Origin of the sequence: Virgibacillus sp. (assembly GCF_013393565.1) — a bacterium.
GTDB classification, from domain to species: domain Bacteria; phylum Bacillota; class Bacilli; order Bacillales; family Amphibacillaceae; genus Virgibacillus; species Virgibacillus dokdonensis.
Window position 1 is genome coordinate 13,564 of record NZ_JABXHF010000028.1, and the last position, 22,778, is coordinate 36,341.

Sequence of the window (22,778 nt, forward strand, 5' to 3'; positions counted from 1 at the left end):
AAACAATATCGATCTAGCTGAAATGAACAATTGGGGGTGTGTCAGCTATGCCGTTCATTTGTTTATCTATAAACAAGGCCACCATCCGTTAGAATCGTTTGACCTGTAATGTAATCTGCATCATCGGAAGCTAGGAATGAAACTAAGTTAGCAACATCTTCTGGAGTTTGATAACGTTGTAAAGCGATAGCAGAAGAATATTGTTCAAAAGCTTCACCTGGTTTTAAGTTATCGCTATGTTTTACCATTTCTTCATCAATTCTATCCCACATTCTTGTTTTTGCTATACCAGGGCAGTATGCATTCACTGTGATTTGGTGTTTAGCTAACTCTTTGGCTGATGAATGGGTAAAAGATCTTACAGCATGCTTTGTAGCGGAATAAGTACTTAGCATTTCATATGATTCATGGCCAGCAATGCTACATGCGTTAATTACTTTCCCTTTTGTTTCCTGTTTTATAAATTGTTCGGCAGCAGCTTGTGTACCGAATACAGTACCATTTACATTGATTTGGAATGAGCGATTTAGCTCTTCTTCTTCAACTTGTAAGAAAGGTGTAATTGCGTCAACGCCAGCGTTATTTATGAATACATCTAAACGACCGAAATGTGCTACTGTTTCTTTCACTACATTAAACTGGTCTTCTCGTTTGGCAACATTACCAACAACGCCATGGACGTCAAAACCTTCTTCTTTAAACTCTTTTACTGTTTGGTTTAGCATTGGTTCATTAATGTCATGAACGACTACTTTAAACCCATCTTTACATAAACGATGAGCAATCCCTTTTCCTAAGCCTTCTGCGGATCCTGTAACTACGGCTACTTTTTCCATTATAAAGCCTCCCAAAAATGAACTTTTATATCCAATTCCTATTATACCACTCAGTTATAGCCTCGTATTGATAAAAAACGACAAAATGTGACAAAACTATAAACATATAGCAGTTTTGGCTAGGGGGTTTTTAAGCATGTGTAAATAAAACAAGGAAGAAAGTGGTCTTCGTTGGAGATGAAAAAAGGTATGCTAGCAGCTATTCTTTAATTATAGCGTTTTTAGTAGTAGATTTTTATCACTATAGGAAAGAAAACGTTAGTATATAGAGGGAGTATAAGATGTTTTGATTTATAGTATAATAAAAACAAAGGTTTTTGCCATAAGACTTGGCGACAAGCCAAGTCTTTCTAAGAGGAAGGAAAGCAGATAGGAATTGCATTGACACTTTGTGTGAGTTTTGATTAAATTATAGTGAGTAAGTAATCACTTTATAAAAAGGTGGAGATACCATTGCAACATGCGGTGTCAGTTAAAAATGTTAGTAAGCGTTATCGGAAAAATAACGTGCTACGACAGGTAGATTTGATGATAGGGGAAGGGAGTGTCTATGGTTTAATTGGACCTTCAGGAGCTGGTAAGACAACCTTAGTCAAAATGGTGGTTGGAATGGAAGTTCCCGATCAAGGGGAGATTCATGTGCTCGGACAATCTATGCCGAACTTGTCTTTAATGCAAAGAATTGGTTATATGGCGCAATCGGATGCCTTGTACTTTGAGTTAACAGGAAGAGAAAACTTGCAATTTTTTGGTTCGCTTTATCAATTGAAAACCCAGCAGCTGAAAGAAAGGATAAAGTATGTGGCGGATTTGGTGAATCTAGAAAAAGATTTGTCCAAAAAAGTCTCTACCTATTCTGGTGGGATGAAACGCCGACTATCGCTTGCTATTGCCTTCATTCAAAATCCTGATGTTCTTATTTTAGATGAACCAACTGTTGGCATTGATCCTGCATTACGGCTTAGCATTTGGAATGAATTGTTACGCCTAAAAAACGAAGAAGGAAAGACCATTATCGTGACAACGCATGTCATGGATGAAGCGGAAAAATGTGATTGTATTGCAATGATTAGGGAGGGAGCCATTATTACAACAGGTTCTCCATATGCATTAAAAAAGAATTATAGTGCAAATAATTTAGATGACGTGTTTTTGAAAGCGGGGCGAATGTAGTATGAGGATAAAGGCGATTGTGCGACGTATTTTTAAGCAGATGTTTCGAGATAAACGAACATTAGCATTATTATTGGTTGCCCCTCTATTCATATTGACCCTCATGCATTTGTTATTTAACAGCGAACAAGTAGATCCGCTTTTAGGTATAGAGGGTGCAGATGATAGTTTTATTAATAAGTTAGAAGCAAAAAATATAGAGGTGCAGACATATACCAATGTTAAAAATGCCCATGCTACAGTAGTTGACGATGAATTGGACGGATTTTTAAAAATGGATGATGAAAAACAGCAACTTACGCTATTAAATAGTGATCCAACGATTTCGCGAACGCTTGAAATGAACATAAAGCAAATAACAAGTAAGATGCAAATTCCTGATCAGATGCAAAAAAGTTTAAACCAAGAGGACAATACAGTTGCCATTTCATATGTCTATGGAAATGAAGATACCGTGTTTTTTGATCGGTTAGGTCCGTTATTTATCGGCTTTTTTGTGTTTTTCTTCGTGTTCCTTATTTCGGGTATTGGTTTATTGAAGGAACGAACGACTGGAACATTAGAACGATTAATGGCTTCTCCTGTTAAAAGAGGGGAAATTGTTGCTGCATATTTAATCGGTTTTGGCATATTTGCTTTATTGCAAACGATTATTGTAGTTTTCTTTGCTGTGAATGTACTTCAAATGGTTTTAATCGGCTCGATTTGGAATGTGCTTCTCATCAATTTGATGTTAGCTTTAGTTGCCTTATCTTTAGGCATCTTACTATCTGCCTTTGCTGAATCGGAGTTTCAAATGATGCAGTTTATTCCAATCGTTGTGATTCCACAAATTTTCTTTTCGGGGATTATTCCACTGGAAGGCATGGCAGATTGGCTACAAGTATTAGCAAAATTAATGCCGCTTTATTACGCTGGAGATGCGTTACAGAGCGTAATGTATGAAGGCTTAGGGCTAGCTGATATAACTGGGGATTTGTATGTGTTACTGTTATTTGCATTCGTACTCATTATCTTGAATTTAATTGGATTAAAGAAATACCGAAAATTGTAACAATGTATTTTCTATGAAGTAAATATTAGGGACGTATTTTGTATAGAAAGGACGGAAGTAATTTGACGTACAACAACTTATTGGATTCCATGATTGCAGAGGCGAAACGTTCTAAAAAACAGACAGAAAAGCAACAAAAGATTATAGAGACAGCAATTCAATTATTTGCTGAAAAAGGGTATGCGAACACGTCTACAAATGAAATTGCCAAACAAGCAGGGGTTGCAGAAGGTCTTATTTTTAAGCATTATGGAACGAAAGAGAATGTATTGCGTTCTGTCATCTTGCCATTCTTCAAATCATCCCTTCCTGGCATGGCAGAAGAAGTATTTGCTGAAGTCCTGCCAGCAGAAACAACGACGTTTGAAGAATTTTTACGTGCGTTTCTTTATAATAGAATTCAGTTCTTTTCTGAGAATAAACAAATTTTACAAGTGGTTATGAAAGAGATCATATACAATGAATCCTTAAAGAAAGAGTTGTTACCTTATTTGGCTAATGAAATTCGTTATCGTTTTAGAAAGGCGATTGAAACGTTTAAAACGAAGCAGGAACTGAAAAATATTCCAACAGATGATGTCGTCAATATACTGCTTTCTGTTTTAGGGGGATTTATCATCTCGCGTTTTGTTATTGTAGATGTAGATAGGATTCATGAATACGAAGTGGAGCAACTAATCCAATTCATTATGGATGGCATACGTCAAAATGACCATTAGACTGTTTCTGCGGTCTTAGGTGAACACATGATATTCTTTTTGTTATAGGTTAGAAATGCACTTTTATTCGAACAGAAGCATGTAAAACTCGGCAACCTTTAGTATAGACATTGCCGAGTTTATTTGTACTATAGGAAAGCATAGGATTTGATTTTTTGGGGTTTATAGTATAAGCAAAACTAAGGCTTCTGCCATAAGATTTGGTGACAATCGAAGTTTTTCTAAAGTTTATAGTTTTTTAACGAAGACATAACTCGTTTTACCATACTCCATTTTTTCTTCGTAAAATTGATGTGCTGACGCACGTTGTAATCCAGAAGAAAGAGAAACAACGTCATAGTTTTGCTTTTTTGCCCAATGTTCAACATAGTTTAAGAGGGTTTTCCCGTATCCTTTTGAACGTAAGCTGGAGTCAGTAACTAAGTCACAGACCCATATGGATCTACCGTTGTATAACGTAATCATTGGCATAAACCCACAAACAGCCACGATACGATTTTCATCATATAAAGCAAAAAGTTGGTAATCATTCTCTTCCACCGCTTGTGAGACTAGTTCTATAAAGGAATGCGTATTTAAATGTGTTCTTAATTGTTTCATAATTGGAAAAGCTTCTATCCGCTCTTGCTCACTCTTTAATTCTTTGATGGTTGGTTGGGTAATACGCATTATCTTTTCTCCAATCTATTATATGGTAGTTAAATTTTTAATGAAGGGTCAAAGGTTACAATGGTGCCTTGTGCAGTGGCGCAAAGTTTCTTTTCGCCGTTCTTGATTACTTCCACATCACAACGACATACGGCTTGACGTTTTCCGGCATACACTACTAAGCCGGTAGCAATTAAACTTTCTCCAATAGCTGGACGTACATAATTAATCTTGTATTCGGACGTTAATACATGTGGGCCCAAAACAGATCCTCCTGTAAAAGTTAATGCATTATCAGCAGCATAGCTTAAAACACCACCGTGGACAAAGCCATTTTGCTGTAGTAGATTTTCTTTTATTGGTATTTCTAGCACAGCTTCCCCTTCATTAAATGTAGTTAGTTTGGCGCCTACAAATTTGCTAAATGGTTGCGCATCTAGTAATTGTCTTCCTATATAAAGGTATTCATCGTGATTTTTCAACTATGTTTCCTCCTAAAAAATATCTACCCAATTACAGTTAATGGAATATTTATTATTAAATATTTAGAAAATAGATTAAACTAATCGTAATGGTGAGGTTCAAATATGTCAAGAAAATACAGATAATGATTATAAGGAAGAATTTGCGCTTTTTTTATCATGAAATGAATGATTAGAAACAATGGACATATATTGAAAGTAGGACGAGTAAAGGGGTAAATGGTATGACAATAGCATTATTGCTTATGTTAATAACGATTATTAGTTTGTCTGTGTTTGTGCTTGTTATTACGGTTATGTATCGAAACAACATATCACACATGACTGGAATGATGGTTGCGATGGCTATTGGGATGAGTGCGGGCATTGCCATTGGGGTTATTGTTGGTATACTCTTAAGTGGCAATTTATTTCAGTCCACTGTTATTGCGGTGCTGATTGGGATGGTGCTTGGATGCTTGGTGGGTATTCCTGTCAGTATATGGGCTGTGTTAGATGGCGCTTTATCTGGTGTGATGGGTGGCATGATGGGATCGATGTTGGGAGAAATGATCATGCAAGAATATCAAGATCCCTTGATTCGGATTATGTTTATGCTGTTTTTATGGACCATTGTATTCATTTTTTGGGGAATACGGGAAACTGCTAGCGAAGGCAAAAAAATGTGGAACCATCCAGCCATAACAGTGATCATTTTTATGTTAATCATCATAGGTTTTCATCAATTTGGATCACTTGTTTAGGTTATTAAGTTGAATATAGTGCGGTGGCGCCGTTTGTGTGTATTTGAATGGATGTAACTATACTAGTTTATCCCGTATATAAGGTGCGTAAGGCTCCCACTTTAAGAATAAGAGATGTGATCTGAACAAGTCTAAGTGGGAGATAACAGCACCTAAATCCCTTTTTCGTAAGAGGTCTTTAGGACATGCCCTTGCCGTACTAACAATCAGTGGGGGATGAAAGAAACCCTCACTGATTGAAGATTCACTTTATATCAAACAACGCGTAATAGAAGAATGGGGGAGAGCCCCCCACATCAAAAATAATTGCCTGTAGTTATTACGTTTCATTCGTATGCTGTTTGGTAGAATTTTCAGGAGATAGTCTCTGCATTACAGATTGCCGCTTTACTAATTCGGTTGATAATGTGTATTGATGGTCGACTTTTTCTCCTGCTAATACTTGAAAAATAACATGAACGGCTAACGAACCTGCTTCATATTTTGGTTGTTTTATTGTTGAAAGCGGAGGAGAGACATATTCGGCTAGTTGAATGTCGTCAAATCCAATAACGGATAAGTCATTAGGGACAGAAATATCATTTTCTCTTAACGCTTCTAATCCACCTATAGCCATTTCGTCATTGGCATAAAAAATAGCATGTGGTAATTGACGTTGTGCAATGAGCATCTTGGTTGCGCGATACCCGCTTTCTCGAGTGAAGTCACCGATGATTTTCCATTTGGACTTATAAGGGATGTTGTAATCTTTTAAAGCATCCAAGTACCCTTGGAAGCGAAGTTGATTATCGTGCGAGTTGTAAGGACCGCTCACATATGCAATTTCGCTATGGTCATGTTGGATTAAATGCTCTGTTGCTAAATATCCGCCATGGATATTATCAACTTCAATATTATAAATAAAGCTACTATCTAAATTTCTATCCAATACAACAAGCGGAAATCCTTTACGAGCGGATTGCACGGTTACCTCGTCGCTAATATTATGTGCAAGTATAATCGCCCCATCTACCCGTTTTTCTTGTAAAAATTTTACCGCCGTAGAATCTGCCCCACCGATAGAGCTGCAGGCAATTAAGTCAAAGCCGTTTGCAGTAGTTACATCTTGCACGCCTTGAATTAACTCTGAGTAATAAGGACCTGACAAATCGCTCAAAATTAACGCGATCGTATTTGTATTTGTCCTTTTTAAATCAGAAGCTAAGCCATTCTTTCTATAGTTTAATGACTTTGCCGCTGCTGCTACTTTTTCTTTTGTAGTTTGGCTTACTTTATCGCTATTGTTTAACGCATAAGAAGCAGTAGATACTGCAACTCCAGCAAGCTTTGCTACATCTTTTATTGTTGCCATGCATACACTTCCTCCATTAAAAACATAAAAACGATTCCATGCTTCTATTATTGTATCTTAGATTGATGTCGTTAGCACTACCTATTCAAAAATGTGGTCGTCCAAACAGTTCTGTAGTTAATTTCGGCGTTTAGATAGCTCATGTGAAGAAGAGTGATATAGCCTAGTTTATCCTCTTATAACTGTAAAACGTTTCAAGTTGCTTTGCTACACTTGAACATCACTAGTGTTTTATTATTTAATACCGGACATGGTAAAACCTTCCACAATGTATTTTTGAAAGAAAGCAAAGATGATAATAATTGGTACAACCATAAAGGCTGCTCCTGCCATTTGTAAAGCAAAATTATTGCCATACTGGCCTTGTAATAAAGATAAACCTACAGAAAGCGTATAGAGGCTCTCGTCATTCGCGATAATTAAAGGCCATAAGAAACTGTTCCATGCGCCGATAAATGCAAGAATTCCTTGTACGGCAAAAATAGGTTTAGCAATAGGAATAATAAGCCGGAAAAAAATATAAAATTCTCCCGCTCCGTCTAAACGTGCAGCTTCAATTAAATCCGTTGGTATCGTGCTCATAAACTGTCGGAATAAGAAAATGCTAAATGCTGCGACTAGACCTGGCAAAATAATACCCGGTAACGTGTTGGTGAGGCCCATTCCATTAAGTAATAAGTAAACAGGTATCATCGTTACTTGGCCTGGGATCATCATAGTTGCTAGAACAAGATAGAATATTTTTTCCCTGCCTTTAAATGCAAACTTAGCAAAACCGTATCCTGCCATGCCGTTAAACAATAAGCCGACAAACGAAAAAGCGACGATAATTAATGTATTTCGTAAATAGACTAAGAAATTTAATTCTGTAAATAGGTGCTTAAAATTATCCAGCGTTGGATCTTCCGGTAATATAGTTGGTGGAATGCGCAATGCTTCACTCTCAGGTTTAAAGGCACTTGTTATCATCCAAATGAATGGAATGGATACTAAAATTCCGCCAATAATCATAAGCACGGTGATAAGGGTTTTTTCTGTTTTCCCTTTTGTTGAATGTATAGAAGCCAAGATAAATCCCTCATTTCATAAGGTTAATATTCTGTATCGGATTTTCGAAGTTTAAATTGAATTAAAGTAATGATAATAATCATGATAAACAATACGAAAGAACCCGCAGCAGCATAACCAAACTCACTAAATTGAAAGCCCTCTTGATAAATAAACAATGCAATAGATAGTGTTCCGTCTAGTGGTCCGCCTTGTGTCATCACGTAAGGCTCTTCGAAAAACTGCATCCAGCCAATTAACGTCGTTACAGTTACGAAAAAGGTTGCATATCTCAATAAAGGTAACGTCACATTAAAGAATGTCTGAATGCGGTTGGCGCCATCCATTTTCGCTGCTTCATAATAAGCTCTAGGTATTCCTTGCAGGGCAGCGAGAAAAATAATCATATTAATGCCAATACCTTTCCAAACTGCGAGGATAATAAGCGAAATTTTAGCAATGGTAGGCTCTTGAAGCCAAGGTATATTTTCTACAGAAAGTAAAGATAGAATATAATTAAATAAACCATACTCTGTGTTGTATAAATAGCCCCAAATGACGGCGACGGCAATAATATTCGTTATAGATGGCATGTAGTATACCGATCGGAACATAGAAAACAGTTTATTGCTTCCGTAGTTCAGCATGAGTGCAATACCTAATGAACAAATAATGACGAGCGGAACGCCAATGACAACATAAAATAACGTGTTGAAAATAGATTTGATAAAAGTATCATCAGCAAATAGGTTTTGATAGTTATCAAAGCCGATCCAACTGATGTTTGACCAATTTGCTAATCCTTTTAAATCGAGATCTGTAAAGCTAATAAAAAAAGCGATCGTAATCGGAATAATACTGAAAATAATTAATAAAGTAACTGCAGGTGCAATGAACATGTAGGGATGTCGATTACGGAATTTTTGTTTAAACATTTTTCTTAAACCACCTATCGTAATGAAACGTATTTTGGTGGAAGCATATAAGGTCGCTGGATATCGCCTTATATGCTTCTTTATCATAAAGTGAACCTTTAAGTAGTGGGGGATTATTTCATTCCCGACTTATATTTGTTCAGCTCCCATCTTCCAATTTTTGAGTGGGTCTACTGCACCTTATCACCTTATATTGGGAGAAATTATTCTTCTAATAGATCTTGCGCAGTTTTGTTAAATTGCTCTATTTCTTTCTCTAAATCCGCCCCGCCTGCATTGACGCGTTCTAACGCGCTAAGTAATTCTTGGGCGATGCGTTCAAACTGTTCTGTTTGAAGTCCTGCTTTTGCTTCTTTCAATTGTTCGCCAAATACGCTATACATTGGATCATCTTGTAATATTGGATCTTCCCAGCTTTCTAGCTTAGAAGGTAGTGTATTAGATATATCTAACCATTCAAGTTGTGTTTCTGTTTCATTCATATAGGAAAGGAATTTCAAGGCATTCTCTACATTTTCTGAATTATGGAAGATAGATAATGTTGCTCCCCCCATACTAGAAGCGTTTGTTTCGTTACCTGGCATAACAGCTGGCGCCCATTTTCCCTCTATGTCTGGAGCTTGTTCATTGATAATATTTACCATCCAAGGGCCACTGAAGAACATTGGTTTTTTCCCATTTGCAAATGCTTGGACAATATCCTCGCCTTGCTCTACTTGGCTGGATCTTTCTTTAAAGAAGCTTGTATAATACTCCATAGCACCTAAAAATTCTGGTGTGTCAAAATTTAATTTGCTTTCTTCCAAGTTTGCCTCATAACCATTTTGCCAAGCGAAGATAAATGGCATAATTTGATCATTTTGGTCAATATCTATTCCATATTGACCTTCACCACGGTCTGCTAGTTTCTTTGCTGCGTCTTGTAATTCCTCCCAAGTTTCCGGAGCTTTATCATAACCTGCTTCTTCTAATATATCGGTGCGGTAATATAGTACGCGAGTGTCTACATACCATGGAATACCAACGATTTGGTCATCATACTGCATGATTTCTGCGGCACCATCAAAATAATTTTCTGCTGCGAATTCTGGATGCTCTTCCATATATTCCGTTAAATCTAATAACGCTCCTGCTTCAGCAAATTCTGGCACCCAAGTAGTACCTAATTGCAGGATATCTGGACCATTTCCAGAAGCTACTGCAGTTAATAGTTTATCGTGGGCGCTATCCCAAGGAATAGCTTGTACATCTACTTTAATTCCTTCATTGTCTTTTTCAAATTTATCTGTCAGTTGCTTTAACAGCTTACCTTCCTCACCCATTGCCCAAACGGTAATTTCACCGTCTTTATTTCCACTGTCTTCTTTAGCAGCTTCCTCGTTTCCGCAAGCGCTTAATGCTAGTAAAGCTACGATAAAAGTTAATACCAACCATTTTCTCATAATAGAAACACTCCTTTAATTTTATTGAAACGTTTCGATAAACTGATTATAATAAAATTTGAAGTCGCTTTCAACTGTTTTTTTCATATTTGCTTACTTTTTTTGTTTTACATTCAATAAATGTTAACAAATCAATGGTTTGTTCTTGATTTTATCTTGATGTTGTTTGACTATAGGTAATAAAACACTTATAATCCAAAATATAAACATCATTGAAACGTTTCGATTAAAGCGGTTTTTTGTTTATACTATAGGAAAGTATAAAGTTTAAAGGTTTATAGTATAAGAAAAACTATGCCATTCGCCATAAGACTTGGCGAAAAGCCAAGTTTTTCTAATGAGGAGGGGTAACAATGAAAGTAAATCAAATAAAAGATTTAGTCAGCAAAATGACTTTAGATGAAAAAATCGGACAAGTTATCCAATTAGCCACCCCGTTTTTTAAAGGGGCTTCTGATGAGGGGCAAATAACTGGACCGATGAAAGAAATGCATATACCTGATAACATGCTGCAACATATAGGGTCCGTTTTAGGTGCATCGGGTGCCAAGGAAACGAGGTCGATCCAAGAGCGATATTTACAGGATAGCAGATTACGCATTCCCTTGCTTATTATGTCCGATATTATTCATGGTTATAAGACCATTTTTCCAGTTCCATTAGCCATCGGTTCTTCTTGGGATTTAGAACTTGCTGAAAAAAGTGCAACAATTGCTGCTAAAGAAGCTGCTGTTAGCGGTGTGCATGTAACCTTTGCACCAATGGTTGATTTAGTCCGTGACCCACGCTGGGGAAGAGTGATGGAGTCTACAGGTGAAGATTCCTATTTAAATAGTGCGTTTGCTAAAGCGCAAGTTCGTGGGTTTCAAGGTTCTGATTTAAAACATGACCACGAAAGCGTTGCTTCCTGTGTGAAGCATTTTGCTGGTTATGGTGCAGCTGAAGGAGGCAGGGATTATAATACGGTAAACATGTCAGAAAGAGAATTACGCGAATCGTATCTCCCAGCTTTTAAAGCAGCCCTTGAGGCAGGTAGCAAATTAGTGATGACAGCCTTTAATACGGTTGATGGAATTCCGGCAAGTGCAAACAAATCATTAATGCGTGACCTTTTACGTGAGGAATGGAATTTTGACGGTGTCGTTATCTCTGATTGGGGCGCTGTGAAAGAATTAATTCCGCATGGTGTGGCAGCAGATGAAAAAGAAGCAGCTATGAAGGCCATTACAGCAGGTGTAGATATAGAGATGATGACTGGATGTTATGCAAATCACCTGCAACAGCTCATAGAAACAAATGAAATGGATGTGGAACTTCTAAATGAAGCGGTGATACGAATTTTAGAGTTAAAAGACGAATTAGGATTGTTCGATGATCCATATCGAGGTGCAGATGAAAAAAGAGAAGCAGAAGTTGTTATGTGCTCTGCGCATCGAAAGGCAGCTCGTGACATTGCCGCTAAATCTTGTGTGCTGTTGAAAAATGAGCAAGATGTGTTGCCACTTGCTACTACGCAAAAAATGGCACTTATTGGTCCGTTTGCTAATAGCAACGATATTCTTGGCCCTTGGTCATGGTTGGGAGATAGGAATGAAGCAATAACATTAGATGTAGGGATGCGAAATCAGCTACCTGCTTCTCAGTTATATGTAGCGAACGGTTGTGGAGTGAATAATCATTGTGAACAGGATCTTTCTAAAGCAATAGAACTTGCTAAGCAATCGGATGTTGTTGTTCTAGCTTTAGGAGAAAGCTCTGAAATGAGCGGTGAGGCCGGTTCAAGAACAAATATACAATTGCCACAAGCGCAACTACATTTAGTAGCAGCGGTAGCTAAGTTGGGTAAACCAACTGTTGCTGTGTTATTTAATGGCAGACCGCTCGATTTACATGGGGTAGTTGATCAAGTGGACGCAGTGCTTGAAGCATGGTATCCAGGAACAGAGGGTGGTACAGCGATTGCAGACATTCTCTTTGGCAATGTCAATCCGTCTGGAAAGCTTACGATGTCGTTCCCGTATAATGTAGGACAAATTCCTGTATACTATAACAGCTATAATACAGGGCGCCCTCAAGGTACTATCAATGCTCAAGAACGATATGTATCACAATATTTGGACTGTCCGAATGAGGCTTTGTTTCCATTTGGCTACGGGTTAAGCTATACCCACTTTAAATATAGTGATCTAGAGCTTTCTTCCGATTTGATGACACCAGATAAACCAATAACGGTTAAGGTCAAGGTAACAAATGCAGGCGATGTTGCTGGTGAAGAAGTGATCCAACTCTATATTCGTGATTTAGTCGGCGAAGTGGTGCGTCCGCTTAAAGAATTAAAAGGATTTCAAAAGATCTCTTTACAGCCGGGTGAAGAAAGAGTCGTTATGTTTACGTTGCCAGAAGAACAGCTTCGTTATCACCATGCCGATCTTTCCTATCATAGTGATGAAGGAAGATTTGATTTGTGTGTTGGAGCAAATAGCCAAGATGTCATGGCACTATCGTTCAATTTACACAAGACGAAAGGAGAATAAGCTTTGACAACAGGAGACAAATTTCAGATAAAAGCGCAAGATATTACGTTTACATTTCTCCAAAGCGGCGACATTTACGAAATTGCTCATAAGAATACAATGATCAATCAGCTGTTGTCGAACCCGATCGATGGAGCGTTAAATAATATTTATTTACGCATTTATCGTCAAGGGAGAATAGTAACCGCACCGTTATTGGGTGTTCAATCGAACAGCGAGATTTTCGTTGCAGAGGATCACGTGAAGTGGCAAGGTAGCTTTGAAGAAGTAAACTATGAAGTTACTTTCTATTTAACAGGTGCAGGTGTTTGGTTTTGGGATGTTTTGTTAGATGGGAAAGATGTCGAGGTCGATCTTATTTATGGGCAAGACTTAGGTTTGGCTGATAAAGGAGCGGTGCGCTCAAATGAAGCTTATATGTCGCAATATATGGATCATGCTATTTTCCAAGATAACGAACAGGGGTATGTCGTTTGCTCTAGACAAAATCAACCGCAAGCAAGCGGATTCCCATATATGCAACAGGGTGCTTTAGGTAAAATTATTGGCTACTCTACAGATGGCTTTCAATTTTTTGGTTTATCGTATAAAACGACAAATCAAGCTGAGGTTTTAACGAAACCTAGTTTGGCAAATGAAAACTATCAATATGAATTCGCCTATACTGCATTACAATCAGAGAAGCTTGCTTTAAATGGAAAGCAGCGGTTCGTATTTTACGGTTTGTTTAAAGAAAATCATTCCACTGCTGTTCGGGAGTTGGAATTTAAGGAAGAGATTCAAAAAGCGTGGAAAGAATTAAGCAGAAGTAAAAGGGATCATGCCCCCGTAGAGAGGGTACGTTTAATGCCGAGTATAGGTGCGCCACTTACCGCGTTGGAAATGACAATAGCAGAATTAAACACTTATTTTCCAAATCGGCAGTTGGAGGAATATAATGAATCGACATTGCTTTCCTTTTTTACGGATACGTATGAGCATGTAGTTCTCAAGCAAAAGGAAGAGCTGATCGAACGACCACATGGACATATTATTATGAGTGGACATAATGACCGGGTGAGAGACGATACGATGGCAACGACGTCGTATATGTATGGCATTTTTAATTCGCAGCTTGTTATTGGTAATTCATCTATGAACAAAATGCTGACAAATGCACGAAACCCGTTAAATATTATGAAAACTTCAGGGCAGAGAATTTATATTCAAATTGATGAAACGTATCATTTATTAACCATGCCTTCTCTATTTGAAATCGGTTTTAACTATGCTAGATGGTATTATAAATTTTTGGATGATGTAATTGTCATTACCAATCTTATTAAGGTAGATGATGCAGTGCTTCAGCTACATGTAAGGTCAGAAAACGGGAAAGCGTATAGATTTATAGTTACGAATCAATTAACTATGAATAATAATGAATATGAAGTTCCTTTTCATATCAAACATTATGGAAATACCGTTGTTTGTACGGCTGATTCTAAATCGGATAGCGCGACTGTTTATCCTGATTTAAATTATTTTATGCACGTTACAGGTACAGAGTTGACGGTGGGGGATGAGCGACAGCTAGCAACAAATATTTCCCCACTATCTGCATCACTTTTAGTCTTGTCTATGAGTCCTACAGCAGAATGGAAATTAAACGTAAAAGGTTCGTTATACAAGCAAGAACAGCTTGTTCAGTTGTTAGATATTCCAGGAGAAATCGAGCGTTATCGTGCGTATTACCGGCATGTGAACAAAGGATTTAAACTTACATCTTCCGGTTCATCTACGAGGGATTTGGAGAAAATAAATGCGTTGGCTTGGTGGTATACGCACAACATGCTCGTACATTTTTCATCGCCGCATGGTTTGGAACAATTTGGCGGAGCTGCTTGGGGTACTCGTGATGTGTGTCAAGGACCAACGGAATATTTTATGGCAACGCAAAATTATCAAGTGGTACGTGACATCATTAAAATCGTTTTCTCTCATCAGTACGAAGATCAAGGCAACTGGCCACAATGGTTTATGTTTGATAAGTATCAACATATTCAGCAGGAAGACAGCCATGGTGATATTATTGTTTGGCCGTTAAAAGTAGTTGCCGATTATTTGGAGGCTACAGGGGATTATGGCATCCTAGAGGAAGTTGTTCCTTATACAGATCGTACTACTTTCAAGTTGACAGCAAGGAAAGCTACGATTATGGAACATGTACAAAAAGAAATTAATTATATGAAAAATCATTTTGCTCAAGATACGTATTTATCTCTATATGATGATGGAGACTGGGATGATACGTTGCAACCTGCGAATGAGAATTTGAAGAAATATATGTCTTCCAGCTGGACCGTTGCATTAACGTATCAGGTGTTACAGAAGTTGGCTCAAGTGTTAGTTAGCTATGATGAACAGGAAGCATTACAGATGCAAGAGCTTGCTGCGGGGGTGAAAGCTGATTTTAATCAATATATTTTATCAGCAAGTGTTGTTCCAGGATTTGTGTATATGGAGAATCCGGATCAGATAGAATATATGCTTCACCCATCTGATGAAAAAACTGGTATTCAGTATCGGTTATTACCAATGCAGCGCAGTATTATTAGCGAGCTGTTTACCAAAGAGCAGGCGGAAAAGCATTATCGGTTAATAAAAGACAAGTTATATTTCCCAGACGGCGTTCGGTTAATGAATCGCCCTGCTAACTATAAAGGTGGCGTTAGTACACATTTCAAACGAGCTGAGCAAGCAGCAAATTTTGGTCGAGAAATAGGCTTACATTATGTGCATGCGCATATTCGGTTTGTCGAAGCAATGGCTAAGCTTGGTTATGAAAATGAAGTGTGGAAAGGCTTGTCTGTCATTAATCCAATTTTAATTCAAAACGAAGTCCCTCATGCAGAGATACGCCAGAGTAATGCGTATTTTAGCAGCTCGGATGGCAAATTTGCTACACGCTATGAAGCGCAGGAGAACTTTGATCAGCTACGTACTGGCAATGTTCCAGTGAAAGCGGGATGGCGCATCTATTCGAGCGGACCAGGAATATATATCAATCAATTAATTTCTAATGCCCTAGGCATCCGCTATCAGCAAGGAGATCTTGTGATTGATCCGGTGATACCGGATGAGTTGGATCAATTGGAATTCGCATTTCAATATGATAGCAAGCCAATAACATATCATTATCATCTTAAAGAAGGTAAAAAGCAGGTCGTTGTAAATGGTAAAAACGTTCATTTTACGCAATTAACAGATAATCCTTATCGCGAAGGCGGTATGGTGATAAAAACTGCAGAGTTGGAAAAACATTTACAAGCTGGAGAAAATAATATTGAAGTTTATTTGTAAAGACGAGGCGCATGCCTTGTCTTTTTTTTGCAAGATAAGAAAGTATAAATGTAGTGGCTTATGTATAACAACATAACCGAATAAGCTACATTCCGCGCCCAGCAACGAGGCGACTTTACGAGATCGCCCTACGCTAAGTCATCATTTGTTCGTGTCCTAAGAGGAAGACCGACTAAAAACGGGTATGTCTTCGTGCGTCGGCATACCCCTGCTTTAGTGGCATGAGTCCTAAATCTTTCGTTGATTCGTCCAGTCACTACGTTGCAAAACGGTCGCTTGGGCTCTTTGTTCCACAATAGAATTTTAGTTTTATAGTATAAGTAATTTGGAAAATATAAGAAACCGCCTTCGCTCGTAGTTAGTGAAGTCAGCTACTTAATAGGAAGTCATACATAAAAATAGTAGAAAGAAGAAATCTATAGGGTTACTTCTTTTAACGTTTCTATTACATTTAAATGAATATTTTTCAAACCGTTTACAAAAGGCTAACAAGTGTATGAAATCAAGCGTTTTTATATGAAAATGGCGTTCAAAACGGGTAAAGTAAATAGTGCATCATATACAAGCAGGGTCTAAATAGGATGTAAAGAGTTAGGAAATAAAATAGCGACATTTTAAAGTATGGATATATATGAAAGCTATTGTCGCCTTAAATTTTCTACTTACGAAATATAAAATAAATTTATCGAAAAGGATGGAGATCAATGGAAAGAAACGCTTTTTTTGATAATGCAAAAGTCATTTTGATCTTTTTAGTTGTTTTTGGACATATGATACAACCTTTTACAGGTGATTCTCCATACATTCATACACTTTATATGTGGATCTATACATTTCACATGCCTGCATTTATATTATTGGCAGGCTATTTTGCAAAAGGTTCAGGATCATTCAGTTATATCGTGCAATTGATGAAAAAATTATTATTGCCATATCTCATTTTTCAACTACTATATACGGGCTACTATTATGTCATTGATAAATCAGGCTGGCAAACGGACTTATTTAGTCCGCATTGGGCATTGTGGTTTTTATTCAGCCTATTTTGCTGGCATATGTTATTATATTGGTTTAAAAAGTTACCGCCATTTTTAAGTGTTTCGATTGCGATCTTTCTCGGCCTAGTCGTCGGGTATTTTAGTGAAATTGGCCATATGTTTAGTCTATCTCGAACTTTTGTTTTCTTTCCGTTTTTCTTAGTTGGCTATTTATTAACGGAAAAGCAAGTGATGCTCGTTAAGCAAAAAGCGGTGCAAGCTGTTTCGCTTGTGGTCATGGTTTGCATTGCGGTAGCTATCTATTACTTACCAGACTTTAATTCTGGTTGGTTGCTTGCTTCTAAATCGTATGGTGATTTGGGGCTTGTAGAATACGGTGGGCTGGCAAGACTCTTAGTTTATGTATCTGCAGCTTTCATGGTTATAAGCGTGCTATCATGGGTACCAGTCCAGCATTTTACATGGACCATTCTAGGAACACGCACACTTTATGTATATTTACTACACGGCTTTTTCATCCAGTACTTTCGTCAGGCGGAGTTGTTTAAGGTAGATGGAGTATTTGATTTTCTAGGACTTGCTGCTTTATCTATGCTGCTTGTACTCGTATTATCTAGCCGACCAATACTTGGAATATGGCAACCGCTTGTTGAAGGGAAGGCTTCGATAATGAAAAAAATGTATCATAAAACGGTACAAGAGAAATAAAGTAGCCAATTTTGCTGAACGTCAAAGTCCATTCCTTAAGCGAGTAGATGGAAAGCGAGTTTAACTCGGAAGTGTTATTTATATAAGCTACTGTAAGAACAGGGTTTGCTACGAAAAGTCAAAGCAGTAAATTTTTTCTTATACTATTAGGAAAGTATAAGCGTTTAAAAGTTTATAGTAATAAGAAACAGCCAAGCTATCCGGTAGCTTGGCTGTTTTGTTCTTGTCTAGGAAGTTATAAAATTTTGCAGCTGTGGATAAACTTACTAAGTTATTTAGCCACGTCCGGCTCCAGCGCCCAGCAACTAGGCGACTTCACGAATCGCCTTACGATAAGTCATCATCAGTTCGTTCTAAATAGGAAGGCCGACTAAAGACGGGCTTGCCGGAGGGCGCCGGCATACTCCTGTTGCAGGAGCATGATTCCTAAAACTTTCGTTGATTCGTTTCAGTCACTACGTTGCTAACCGGGCGATTGCGCCTTTGTTCACTCTATGAAAGGTTTTTAAAATATAAGATGAGCTATGATAGTGATGACAGGCAAGGTAATGATTGTACGCAGTAAAAAGATAATGACTAAATCTTTAAAGGATACGGGTACTTTAGATCCAATTAATAATCCGCCTACCTCTGACATATAAATTAACTGGGTGACAGAAAGGGCGGCAATGATGAACCGGGTGATCTCTGCCTCGATAGTAGAAGCTAAAATGGATGGTAAAAACATATCTGCAAAGCCAATTAAGATTGTTTCTGACGCTTCTTTGGCATACGGAATTTGTAACAGTTCCATGAAAGGTACAAATGGCATACCTAGCCATTGAAAAATAGGTGTTGTTTCCGCGATAATGAGGGCAATTAATCCAAATGCCATCACAACTGGGGCGACTCCCATCCACATGTCTAAAATATTTTGTCCGCCTTCTTTAAAGACTTTAAACACACTTTTTTCCTGTTTGGCGCGGTCTAACGCCTTTTTATAGCTAAAAGATAAAATATGTTCACCTGCTGGAATTTGTTCAGAGATACCTTCTGCATCTTTATTTATATACGTATCTGGTTTTCTAGAAAGCGGAGGAATTCGTGGCATAATTAATGCAGCAAAAACTCCTGCAGCTAAAACTGTACCGTAAAACGGTAGAAACATATGCTTAAGCCCTACCTCAGCAATAATAACTAAAGAAAAAGTAATCGAGACAACGGAAAATGTTGTTCCGATAACAGCGGCCTCTCTTTTGGTGTAATAGCCGTTTTCATACTGTTTACTTGTGATTAATACACCGATTGTACCATCGCCTACCCAAGAAGCGAGGGAATCGATGGACGCACGACCAGGTAGTCGGAATAACGGGCGCATGATCTTTGTCATAAGTGTTCCAAACAATTCAAGCAAACCAAAATTCATAAGTAACGGTAAAAACAAGCCGGCGAATAAAAAGACAGCAAATAATACATGTAATAAATCACCTAATAACATTTGCCCTGTATTGGCACTATGGATAAATTCAGGTCCTAATTGGAAAAATACCATAACAGCAAAAATAGCAGCTACTACCCTTGTAATCGTCCAGAACATATTTACGTAAAAGAGCTGCTGAAAAAATGGCGTTCTATCAAGCTTTTCTTTGCCTAACAGGCGAACGATGATAGTTATAATTGCTGTGAGCACGATAATAGCCATCATAATGCCAGATAACTGATCGGCTAATAAGGATTGAACTTTCCCAGCAAGGATAGCGATTGGAATAGTTAATCCATCTTCTGTTTTTATTGGTGACATAAATAAAAAAACACCAATAAGAGATGGTATAATAAATTTAATATGATCAAATATAGAATAGCTATTGTTTTTCATAAATTCCTCCACGATTCTTGTTTCTTATTATTATAAGATAAAATGTATGATTATCCAATGATAAACTACAAAAGAAATGAATATTTATGTTTTATTTGCAAAAATGTACGTTTTATTATCAGTTAGATATAATGAAACATGTACGTATCGTTTTTATTTATATTATAGGAAAAAATGTGATTTTAAGTGTTACTTACGTATGGAAAAAAGCAAGAAGCCACGTTTTTCAAAGGATGAAAAAGGGTACATATTAATGAGGTGTTTAAATGCATAAACGGTTAAAGTATAATTTGGGATATCGTTCCACAGTAATGGTGTTGATGACGTTAAAATTTATTGCAAAAATTTATATGTTTCATTTTAAACACCGCATATGGGATGACGAAACGTTTGCTAAGTGGAATCTTCTAATTACAAAATTGGCGCAAGAATACCGGGAGAAGGCGATCTTGCTCGGTGGTGTATTAATTAAAGTCGGGCAGTTTCTAAGTACAAGAACGGATTTTATGCCTGATGCTTTTATTAAGGAGCTTAGTGGACTTGTCGATCGAGTACCTGCGATGCCATACTCTTATGCTAGAGAGATTATGGAAGAAGAATGGGGAGTAGCAATTGAAACGCACATAGAAGAGATTCAAACACCATCTATTGCGTCAGCATCCATTGGAGAAGTATATCGAGCTAAGTTAAAAGGTAGTGATACAGAGGTTGCCATTAAAGTGCAGCGCTATCGGATTAAAGAGGTATTTCATAAGGATTTTAAAGCACTGCGAATCGTATTTTGGCTCATATCTACACTAACCTCTTTTGGAAAAAAAACAGACTTGCCATCGTTATACCGAGAGCTTGTAACCGTTATGAATCGAGAACTGCATTTTGACCTTGAATTAGCAAATGCGAACTATTTTAAAGAAGGGTTTGAGGAAAACACTTCGTTACATATTCCATTTTATGTAGATGAATTATGTACCAAACGAGTCCTCGTTATGGAATGGGTAGAAGGCGCGAAAGTTACAGATATTAATTATATGCAGCGCCACCAAATTGATACAAAACATGTAGCAAGAGTTCTATTCAATTTTTATTTGGAACAATTTTTGACGACAGGTAAATTCCATGCCGATCCGCACGCAGGAAACATATTAGTGCAGCCAGACGGAAGGATTGTCATTATTGATTTTGGTATGGTAGGGGAAGTAAGACAACAGGACAGTCAACATTTTAAACAACTTATCCAAAGCATTGTAATGGATAATTACGATCGCGTTATTGAAACGCTAGATGAAATGGGCTTTATTTTACCAAATGCTGATCACAATAAATTAAAACGAGCAATTCAAGAGACGATAGAAATGTATCAAAGTGGTACAATAGATATACAAGATGCTCATATTATGGAGCAAATTAAAGAAGATATTCGTTTGGTTATTCACGATCAACCTATCCAGTTATCTGCAGAATATGCCTACTTAGGTAGAGCTATCTCCATTATTATTGGAATTTTAATAGCCATCTACCCGGAAATTAACTTTCAGAAATGGGCAGAGCCAGCAGTGAAAGAATGGCTTGATGGCAAAAAAGTTGCCGAAACATTATATAAGCAATATGCGAAAGACACGATCAAACCAATTCTTTCTTATCCGCAAGCCGTTTTGGAATGGTTGGAAAGCGGAACGAAGAATAGACAGTGGGATAAACAAAAACATCAGCGTCGCTTAAAGCATCAGTACTTTATTTGGATAGAAGTATTAATTGTTATGTTTTTGCTGCTTAGTTTGGGCGGTTCGGTAGGAGCTTTTTATTTCCAATATCAGCTCACTGCAATCATCACACTATGCAGTACAGCTGTTTTAACTATTTTATTGCTAATCATATTAAGGAAGCATTATAAAATGATTCAATCGTCAAATTAAAGGAGGTGGACTTCATGAATGACTTATTAAAAAAAGGGTTTTTACTTGGGTTAGGTGCAGCAGTGACTAGTAAGGAAAAATTTGAATCGAAAATGAAACAATTAGTAGAAAAAAATGAACTTACACAGGAACAAGCAAAAACTTTGTTACAGCAGTTTGTGGATAAAGGAGAAGCTAAAAAAGGTGAATGGCAAGCACGGCAAAATGAGCAAACACAAAAGCTTGCGAATGACATTGGAATAGCGACAAAAGAAGAAGTAGAAGAACTTCGTAATCGTGTAGCAGAGCTTGAAAACAAAATAGAAAATCAATAATCCAAGAGGGAGTAGACTAATTGTGGTTTGCTTCCTTTTCTATTTTTATTTTACACTATTGGAAAATAAAATTTTTTTGGGGTTAACTACGGCCCTTATGAATGGAAGTTTCATTATACATTTTGTAGACGGTATATGGGTGTTTATCATACTTCTTGTCTACTTGGCGTATATCTTATAAGAATCGTGTCGGTAAAACGAGAATCTAATTTGTCAAATTGGGTATTTATCTGTAAATTCTGCCTATTAACTAAAAAGTTATTGCGCTTCTATGAAAAGCACGTTACAATGGAAGAAATATCAACTCGATAGGAGGATTCTCGATACGCATGGAAACCTTTTTGCAATTGTGTAAAACTACGGAGAGCAGATTAGGCAGGAGACTGCTTGAAAATGAATTATTGTTTTTGCAGTGGATGTATAATCGTTATTTGGAGGAAAAGCCAAAAAAAACGTTAAATGCATGATGATAGAAGGTGTAGAGATTTCCGAGTTGATAGGGTAAAAATAGATTAGAAAAAGAAGCGAGGTCCTGCCATGATCAGGACTTTTTATTTGTCTCACTAGCGTTGCATAAACTTTTTATAAAGTAGTCAAGAAAAAACAACTTGTGTCAATACTAAGAATAATAGGAATTATCAATACAAAAACGCATAAAAAAACCTTATAATAAGGGAATGGTAGTCC

At 37.3% G+C, this 22,778-nt stretch carries 18 protein-coding genes; 10 read left to right on the forward strand and 8 right to left on the reverse strand.

The window, feature by feature from the left end:
* Nucleotides 1-62: 62 nt before the first annotated feature.
* Entirely contained in the window at nt 63-836 is a 774-nt protein-coding gene (locus tag HLX49_RS07885; RefSeq protein WP_077706500.1) for an acetoin reductase, read from the reverse strand.
* A gap of 453 nt (nt 837-1,289) precedes the next feature.
* Between HLX49_RS07885 and HLX49_RS07890 the strand changes: the two genes are divergently transcribed.
* The 3 genes from HLX49_RS07890 to HLX49_RS07900 all read left to right on the forward strand — a co-directional run bounded on the left by HLX49_RS07890 (nt 1,290) and on the right by HLX49_RS07900 (nt 3,782).
* Nucleotides 1,290-2,009 carry an ABC transporter ATP-binding protein gene (locus HLX49_RS07890; RefSeq protein ID WP_077706499.1) on the forward strand — a complete coding sequence of 240 codons (720 nt, stop codon included), beginning with the start codon at nt 1,290-1,292 and terminating at the stop codon, nt 2,007-2,009.
* Nucleotide 2,010: 1 nt separating this feature from the next.
* A complete protein-coding gene (locus HLX49_RS07895; protein ID WP_296361137.1) occupies nt 2,011-3,063 on the forward strand; it encodes an ABC transporter permease in 1,053 nt (350 codons plus the stop codon).
* A gap of 62 nt (nt 3,064-3,125) precedes the next feature.
* A complete protein-coding gene (locus tag HLX49_RS07900) occupies nt 3,126-3,782 on the forward strand; it encodes a TetR/AcrR family transcriptional regulator (protein ID WP_077706497.1) in 657 nt (218 codons plus the stop codon).
* A gap of 228 nt (nt 3,783-4,010) precedes the next feature.
* On the opposite strand, the gene HLX49_RS07905 is transcribed toward HLX49_RS07900, so the two are convergent.
* Complete coding sequence (locus HLX49_RS07905; protein WP_296361138.1) at nt 4,011-4,451, reverse strand: GNAT family N-acetyltransferase; 441 nt, start codon at nt 4,449-4,451, stop codon at nt 4,011-4,013.
* Nucleotides 4,452-4,480: 29 nt separating this feature from the next.
* Nucleotides 4,481-4,912, reverse strand: a complete 432-nt coding sequence (locus HLX49_RS07910) for a PaaI family thioesterase (RefSeq protein WP_176087371.1) — start codon at nt 4,910-4,912, stop codon at nt 4,481-4,483.
* Between the two features lie 224 nt (nt 4,913-5,136).
* On the opposite strand from HLX49_RS07910, the gene HLX49_RS07915 reads away from it, so the two are divergent.
* Nucleotides 5,137-5,655 (forward strand): hypothetical protein, encoded by a 519-nt coding sequence (locus HLX49_RS07915; RefSeq protein WP_296361139.1) that lies wholly within the window; start codon nt 5,137-5,139, stop codon nt 5,653-5,655.
* Nucleotides 5,656-5,974: 319 nt separating this feature from the next.
* On the opposite strand, the gene HLX49_RS07920 is transcribed toward HLX49_RS07915, so the two are convergent.
* The 4 genes from HLX49_RS07920 to HLX49_RS07935 all read right to left on the reverse strand — a co-directional run bounded on the left by HLX49_RS07920 (nt 5,975) and on the right by HLX49_RS07935 (nt 10,430).
* A complete protein-coding gene (locus HLX49_RS07920; RefSeq protein ID WP_101932885.1) occupies nt 5,975-7,006 on the reverse strand; it encodes a LacI family DNA-binding transcriptional regulator in 1,032 nt (343 codons plus the stop codon).
* A gap of 234 nt (nt 7,007-7,240) precedes the next feature.
* Nucleotides 7,241-8,017 (reverse strand): carbohydrate ABC transporter permease, encoded by a 777-nt coding sequence (locus HLX49_RS07925; RefSeq protein ID WP_077706978.1) that lies wholly within the window; start codon nt 8,015-8,017, stop codon nt 7,241-7,243.
* Nucleotides 8,018-8,097: 80 nt separating this feature from the next.
* A complete protein-coding gene (locus tag HLX49_RS07930; RefSeq protein ID WP_141130768.1) occupies nt 8,098-8,988 on the reverse strand; it encodes a carbohydrate ABC transporter permease in 891 nt (296 codons plus the stop codon).
* 203 nt (nt 8,989-9,191) lie between these two features.
* Entirely contained in the window at nt 9,192-10,430 is a 1,239-nt protein-coding gene (locus HLX49_RS07935; protein WP_101932883.1) for a sugar ABC transporter substrate-binding protein, read from the reverse strand.
* A gap of 353 nt (nt 10,431-10,783) precedes the next feature.
* Between HLX49_RS07935 and bglX the strand changes: the two genes are divergently transcribed.
* The 3 genes from bglX to HLX49_RS07950 all read left to right on the forward strand — a co-directional run bounded on the left by bglX (nt 10,784) and on the right by HLX49_RS07950 (nt 18,009).
* Nucleotides 10,784-12,964, forward strand: coding sequence for a beta-glucosidase BglX (gene bglX, locus HLX49_RS07940; protein ID WP_296361140.1), 2,181 nt, complete (start codon nt 10,784-10,786; stop codon nt 12,962-12,964).
* Between the two features lie 3 nt (nt 12,965-12,967).
* Nucleotides 12,968-16,303 carry a GH36-type glycosyl hydrolase domain-containing protein gene (locus HLX49_RS07945; protein ID WP_483372448.1) on the forward strand — a complete coding sequence of 1,112 codons (3,336 nt, stop codon included), beginning with the start codon at nt 12,968-12,970 and terminating at the stop codon, nt 16,301-16,303.
* Between the two features lie 704 nt (nt 16,304-17,007).
* Complete coding sequence (locus HLX49_RS07950) at nt 17,008-18,009, forward strand: acyltransferase family protein (protein ID WP_077706491.1); 1,002 nt, start codon at nt 17,008-17,010, stop codon at nt 18,007-18,009.
* Nucleotides 18,010-18,514: 505 nt separating this feature from the next.
* On the opposite strand, the gene HLX49_RS07955 is transcribed toward HLX49_RS07950, so the two are convergent.
* Nucleotides 18,515-19,864, reverse strand: coding sequence for a YjiH family protein (locus HLX49_RS07955; RefSeq protein ID WP_296361141.1), 1,350 nt, complete (start codon nt 19,862-19,864; stop codon nt 18,515-18,517).
* Between the two features lie 266 nt (nt 19,865-20,130).
* Here HLX49_RS07955 and HLX49_RS07960 point away from each other — a divergent pair, with 266 nt between their 5' ends.
* The 3 genes from HLX49_RS07960 (at nt 20,131) to HLX49_RS07970 (ending at nt 22,558) form a co-directional block, all read left to right on the forward strand.
* Nucleotides 20,131-21,777: an ABC1 kinase family protein gene (locus HLX49_RS07960; RefSeq protein ID WP_296361142.1), complete on the forward strand. Its 1,647-nt coding sequence runs from the start codon at nt 20,131-20,133 to the stop codon at nt 21,775-21,777.
* Nucleotides 21,778-21,791: 14 nt separating this feature from the next.
* Nucleotides 21,792-22,091 carry a phasin family protein gene (locus HLX49_RS07965; protein WP_077706488.1) on the forward strand — a complete coding sequence of 100 codons (300 nt, stop codon included), beginning with the start codon at nt 21,792-21,794 and terminating at the stop codon, nt 22,089-22,091.
* A gap of 329 nt (nt 22,092-22,420) precedes the next feature.
* On the forward strand, nt 22,421-22,558 hold the full coding sequence (locus HLX49_RS07970; protein WP_162985956.1) for a hypothetical protein: 138 nt from the start codon (nt 22,421-22,423) through the stop codon (nt 22,556-22,558).
* Nucleotides 22,559-22,778: the final 220 nt, after the last annotated feature.

What these genes read in the sequence shown, in the direction of transcription:
- HLX49_RS07885 (WP_077706500.1), bottom strand. Translation starts at nt 836, where the DNA reads ATGGAAAAAGTAGCCGTAGTTACAGGATCCGCAGAAGGCTTAGGAAAA.
- HLX49_RS07895 (WP_296361137.1), top strand. Translation starts at nt 2,011, where the DNA reads ATGAGGATAAAGGCGATTGTGCGACGTATTTTTAAGCAGATGTTTCGA.
- HLX49_RS07905 (WP_296361138.1), bottom strand. Translation starts at nt 4,451, where the DNA reads ATGCGTATTACCCAACCAACCATCAAAGAATTAAAGAGTGAGCAAGAG.
- HLX49_RS07915 (WP_296361139.1), top strand. Translation starts at nt 5,137, where the DNA reads ATGACAATAGCATTATTGCTTATGTTAATAACGATTATTAGTTTGTCT.
- HLX49_RS07920 (WP_101932885.1), bottom strand. Translation starts at nt 7,006, where the DNA reads ATGGCAACAATAAAAGATGTAGCAAAGCTTGCTGGAGTTGCAGTATCT.
- HLX49_RS07925 (WP_077706978.1), bottom strand. Translation starts at nt 8,017, where the DNA reads ATGATTATTGGCGGAATTTTAGTATCCATTCCATTCATTTGGATGATA.
- HLX49_RS07930 (WP_141130768.1), bottom strand. Translation starts at nt 8,988, where the DNA reads ATGTTTAAACAAAAATTCCGTAATCGACATCCCTACATGTTCATTGCA.
- HLX49_RS07935 (WP_101932883.1), bottom strand. Translation starts at nt 10,430, where the DNA reads ATGAGAAAATGGTTGGTATTAACTTTTATCGTAGCTTTACTAGCATTA.
- bglX (WP_296361140.1), top strand. Translation starts at nt 10,784, where the DNA reads ATGAAAGTAAATCAAATAAAAGATTTAGTCAGCAAAATGACTTTAGAT.
- HLX49_RS07950 (WP_077706491.1), top strand. Translation starts at nt 17,008, where the DNA reads ATGGAAAGAAACGCTTTTTTTGATAATGCAAAAGTCATTTTGATCTTT.
- HLX49_RS07955 (WP_296361141.1), bottom strand. Translation starts at nt 19,864, where the DNA reads ATGAAAAACAATAGCTATTCTATATTTGATCATATTAAATTTATTATA.
- HLX49_RS07960 (WP_296361142.1), top strand. Translation starts at nt 20,131, where the DNA reads ATGCATAAACGGTTAAAGTATAATTTGGGATATCGTTCCACAGTAATG.
- HLX49_RS07965 (WP_077706488.1), top strand. Translation starts at nt 21,792, where the DNA reads ATGAATGACTTATTAAAAAAAGGGTTTTTACTTGGGTTAGGTGCAGCA.
- HLX49_RS07970 (WP_162985956.1), top strand. Translation starts at nt 22,421, where the DNA reads ATGGAAACCTTTTTGCAATTGTGTAAAACTACGGAGAGCAGATTAGGC.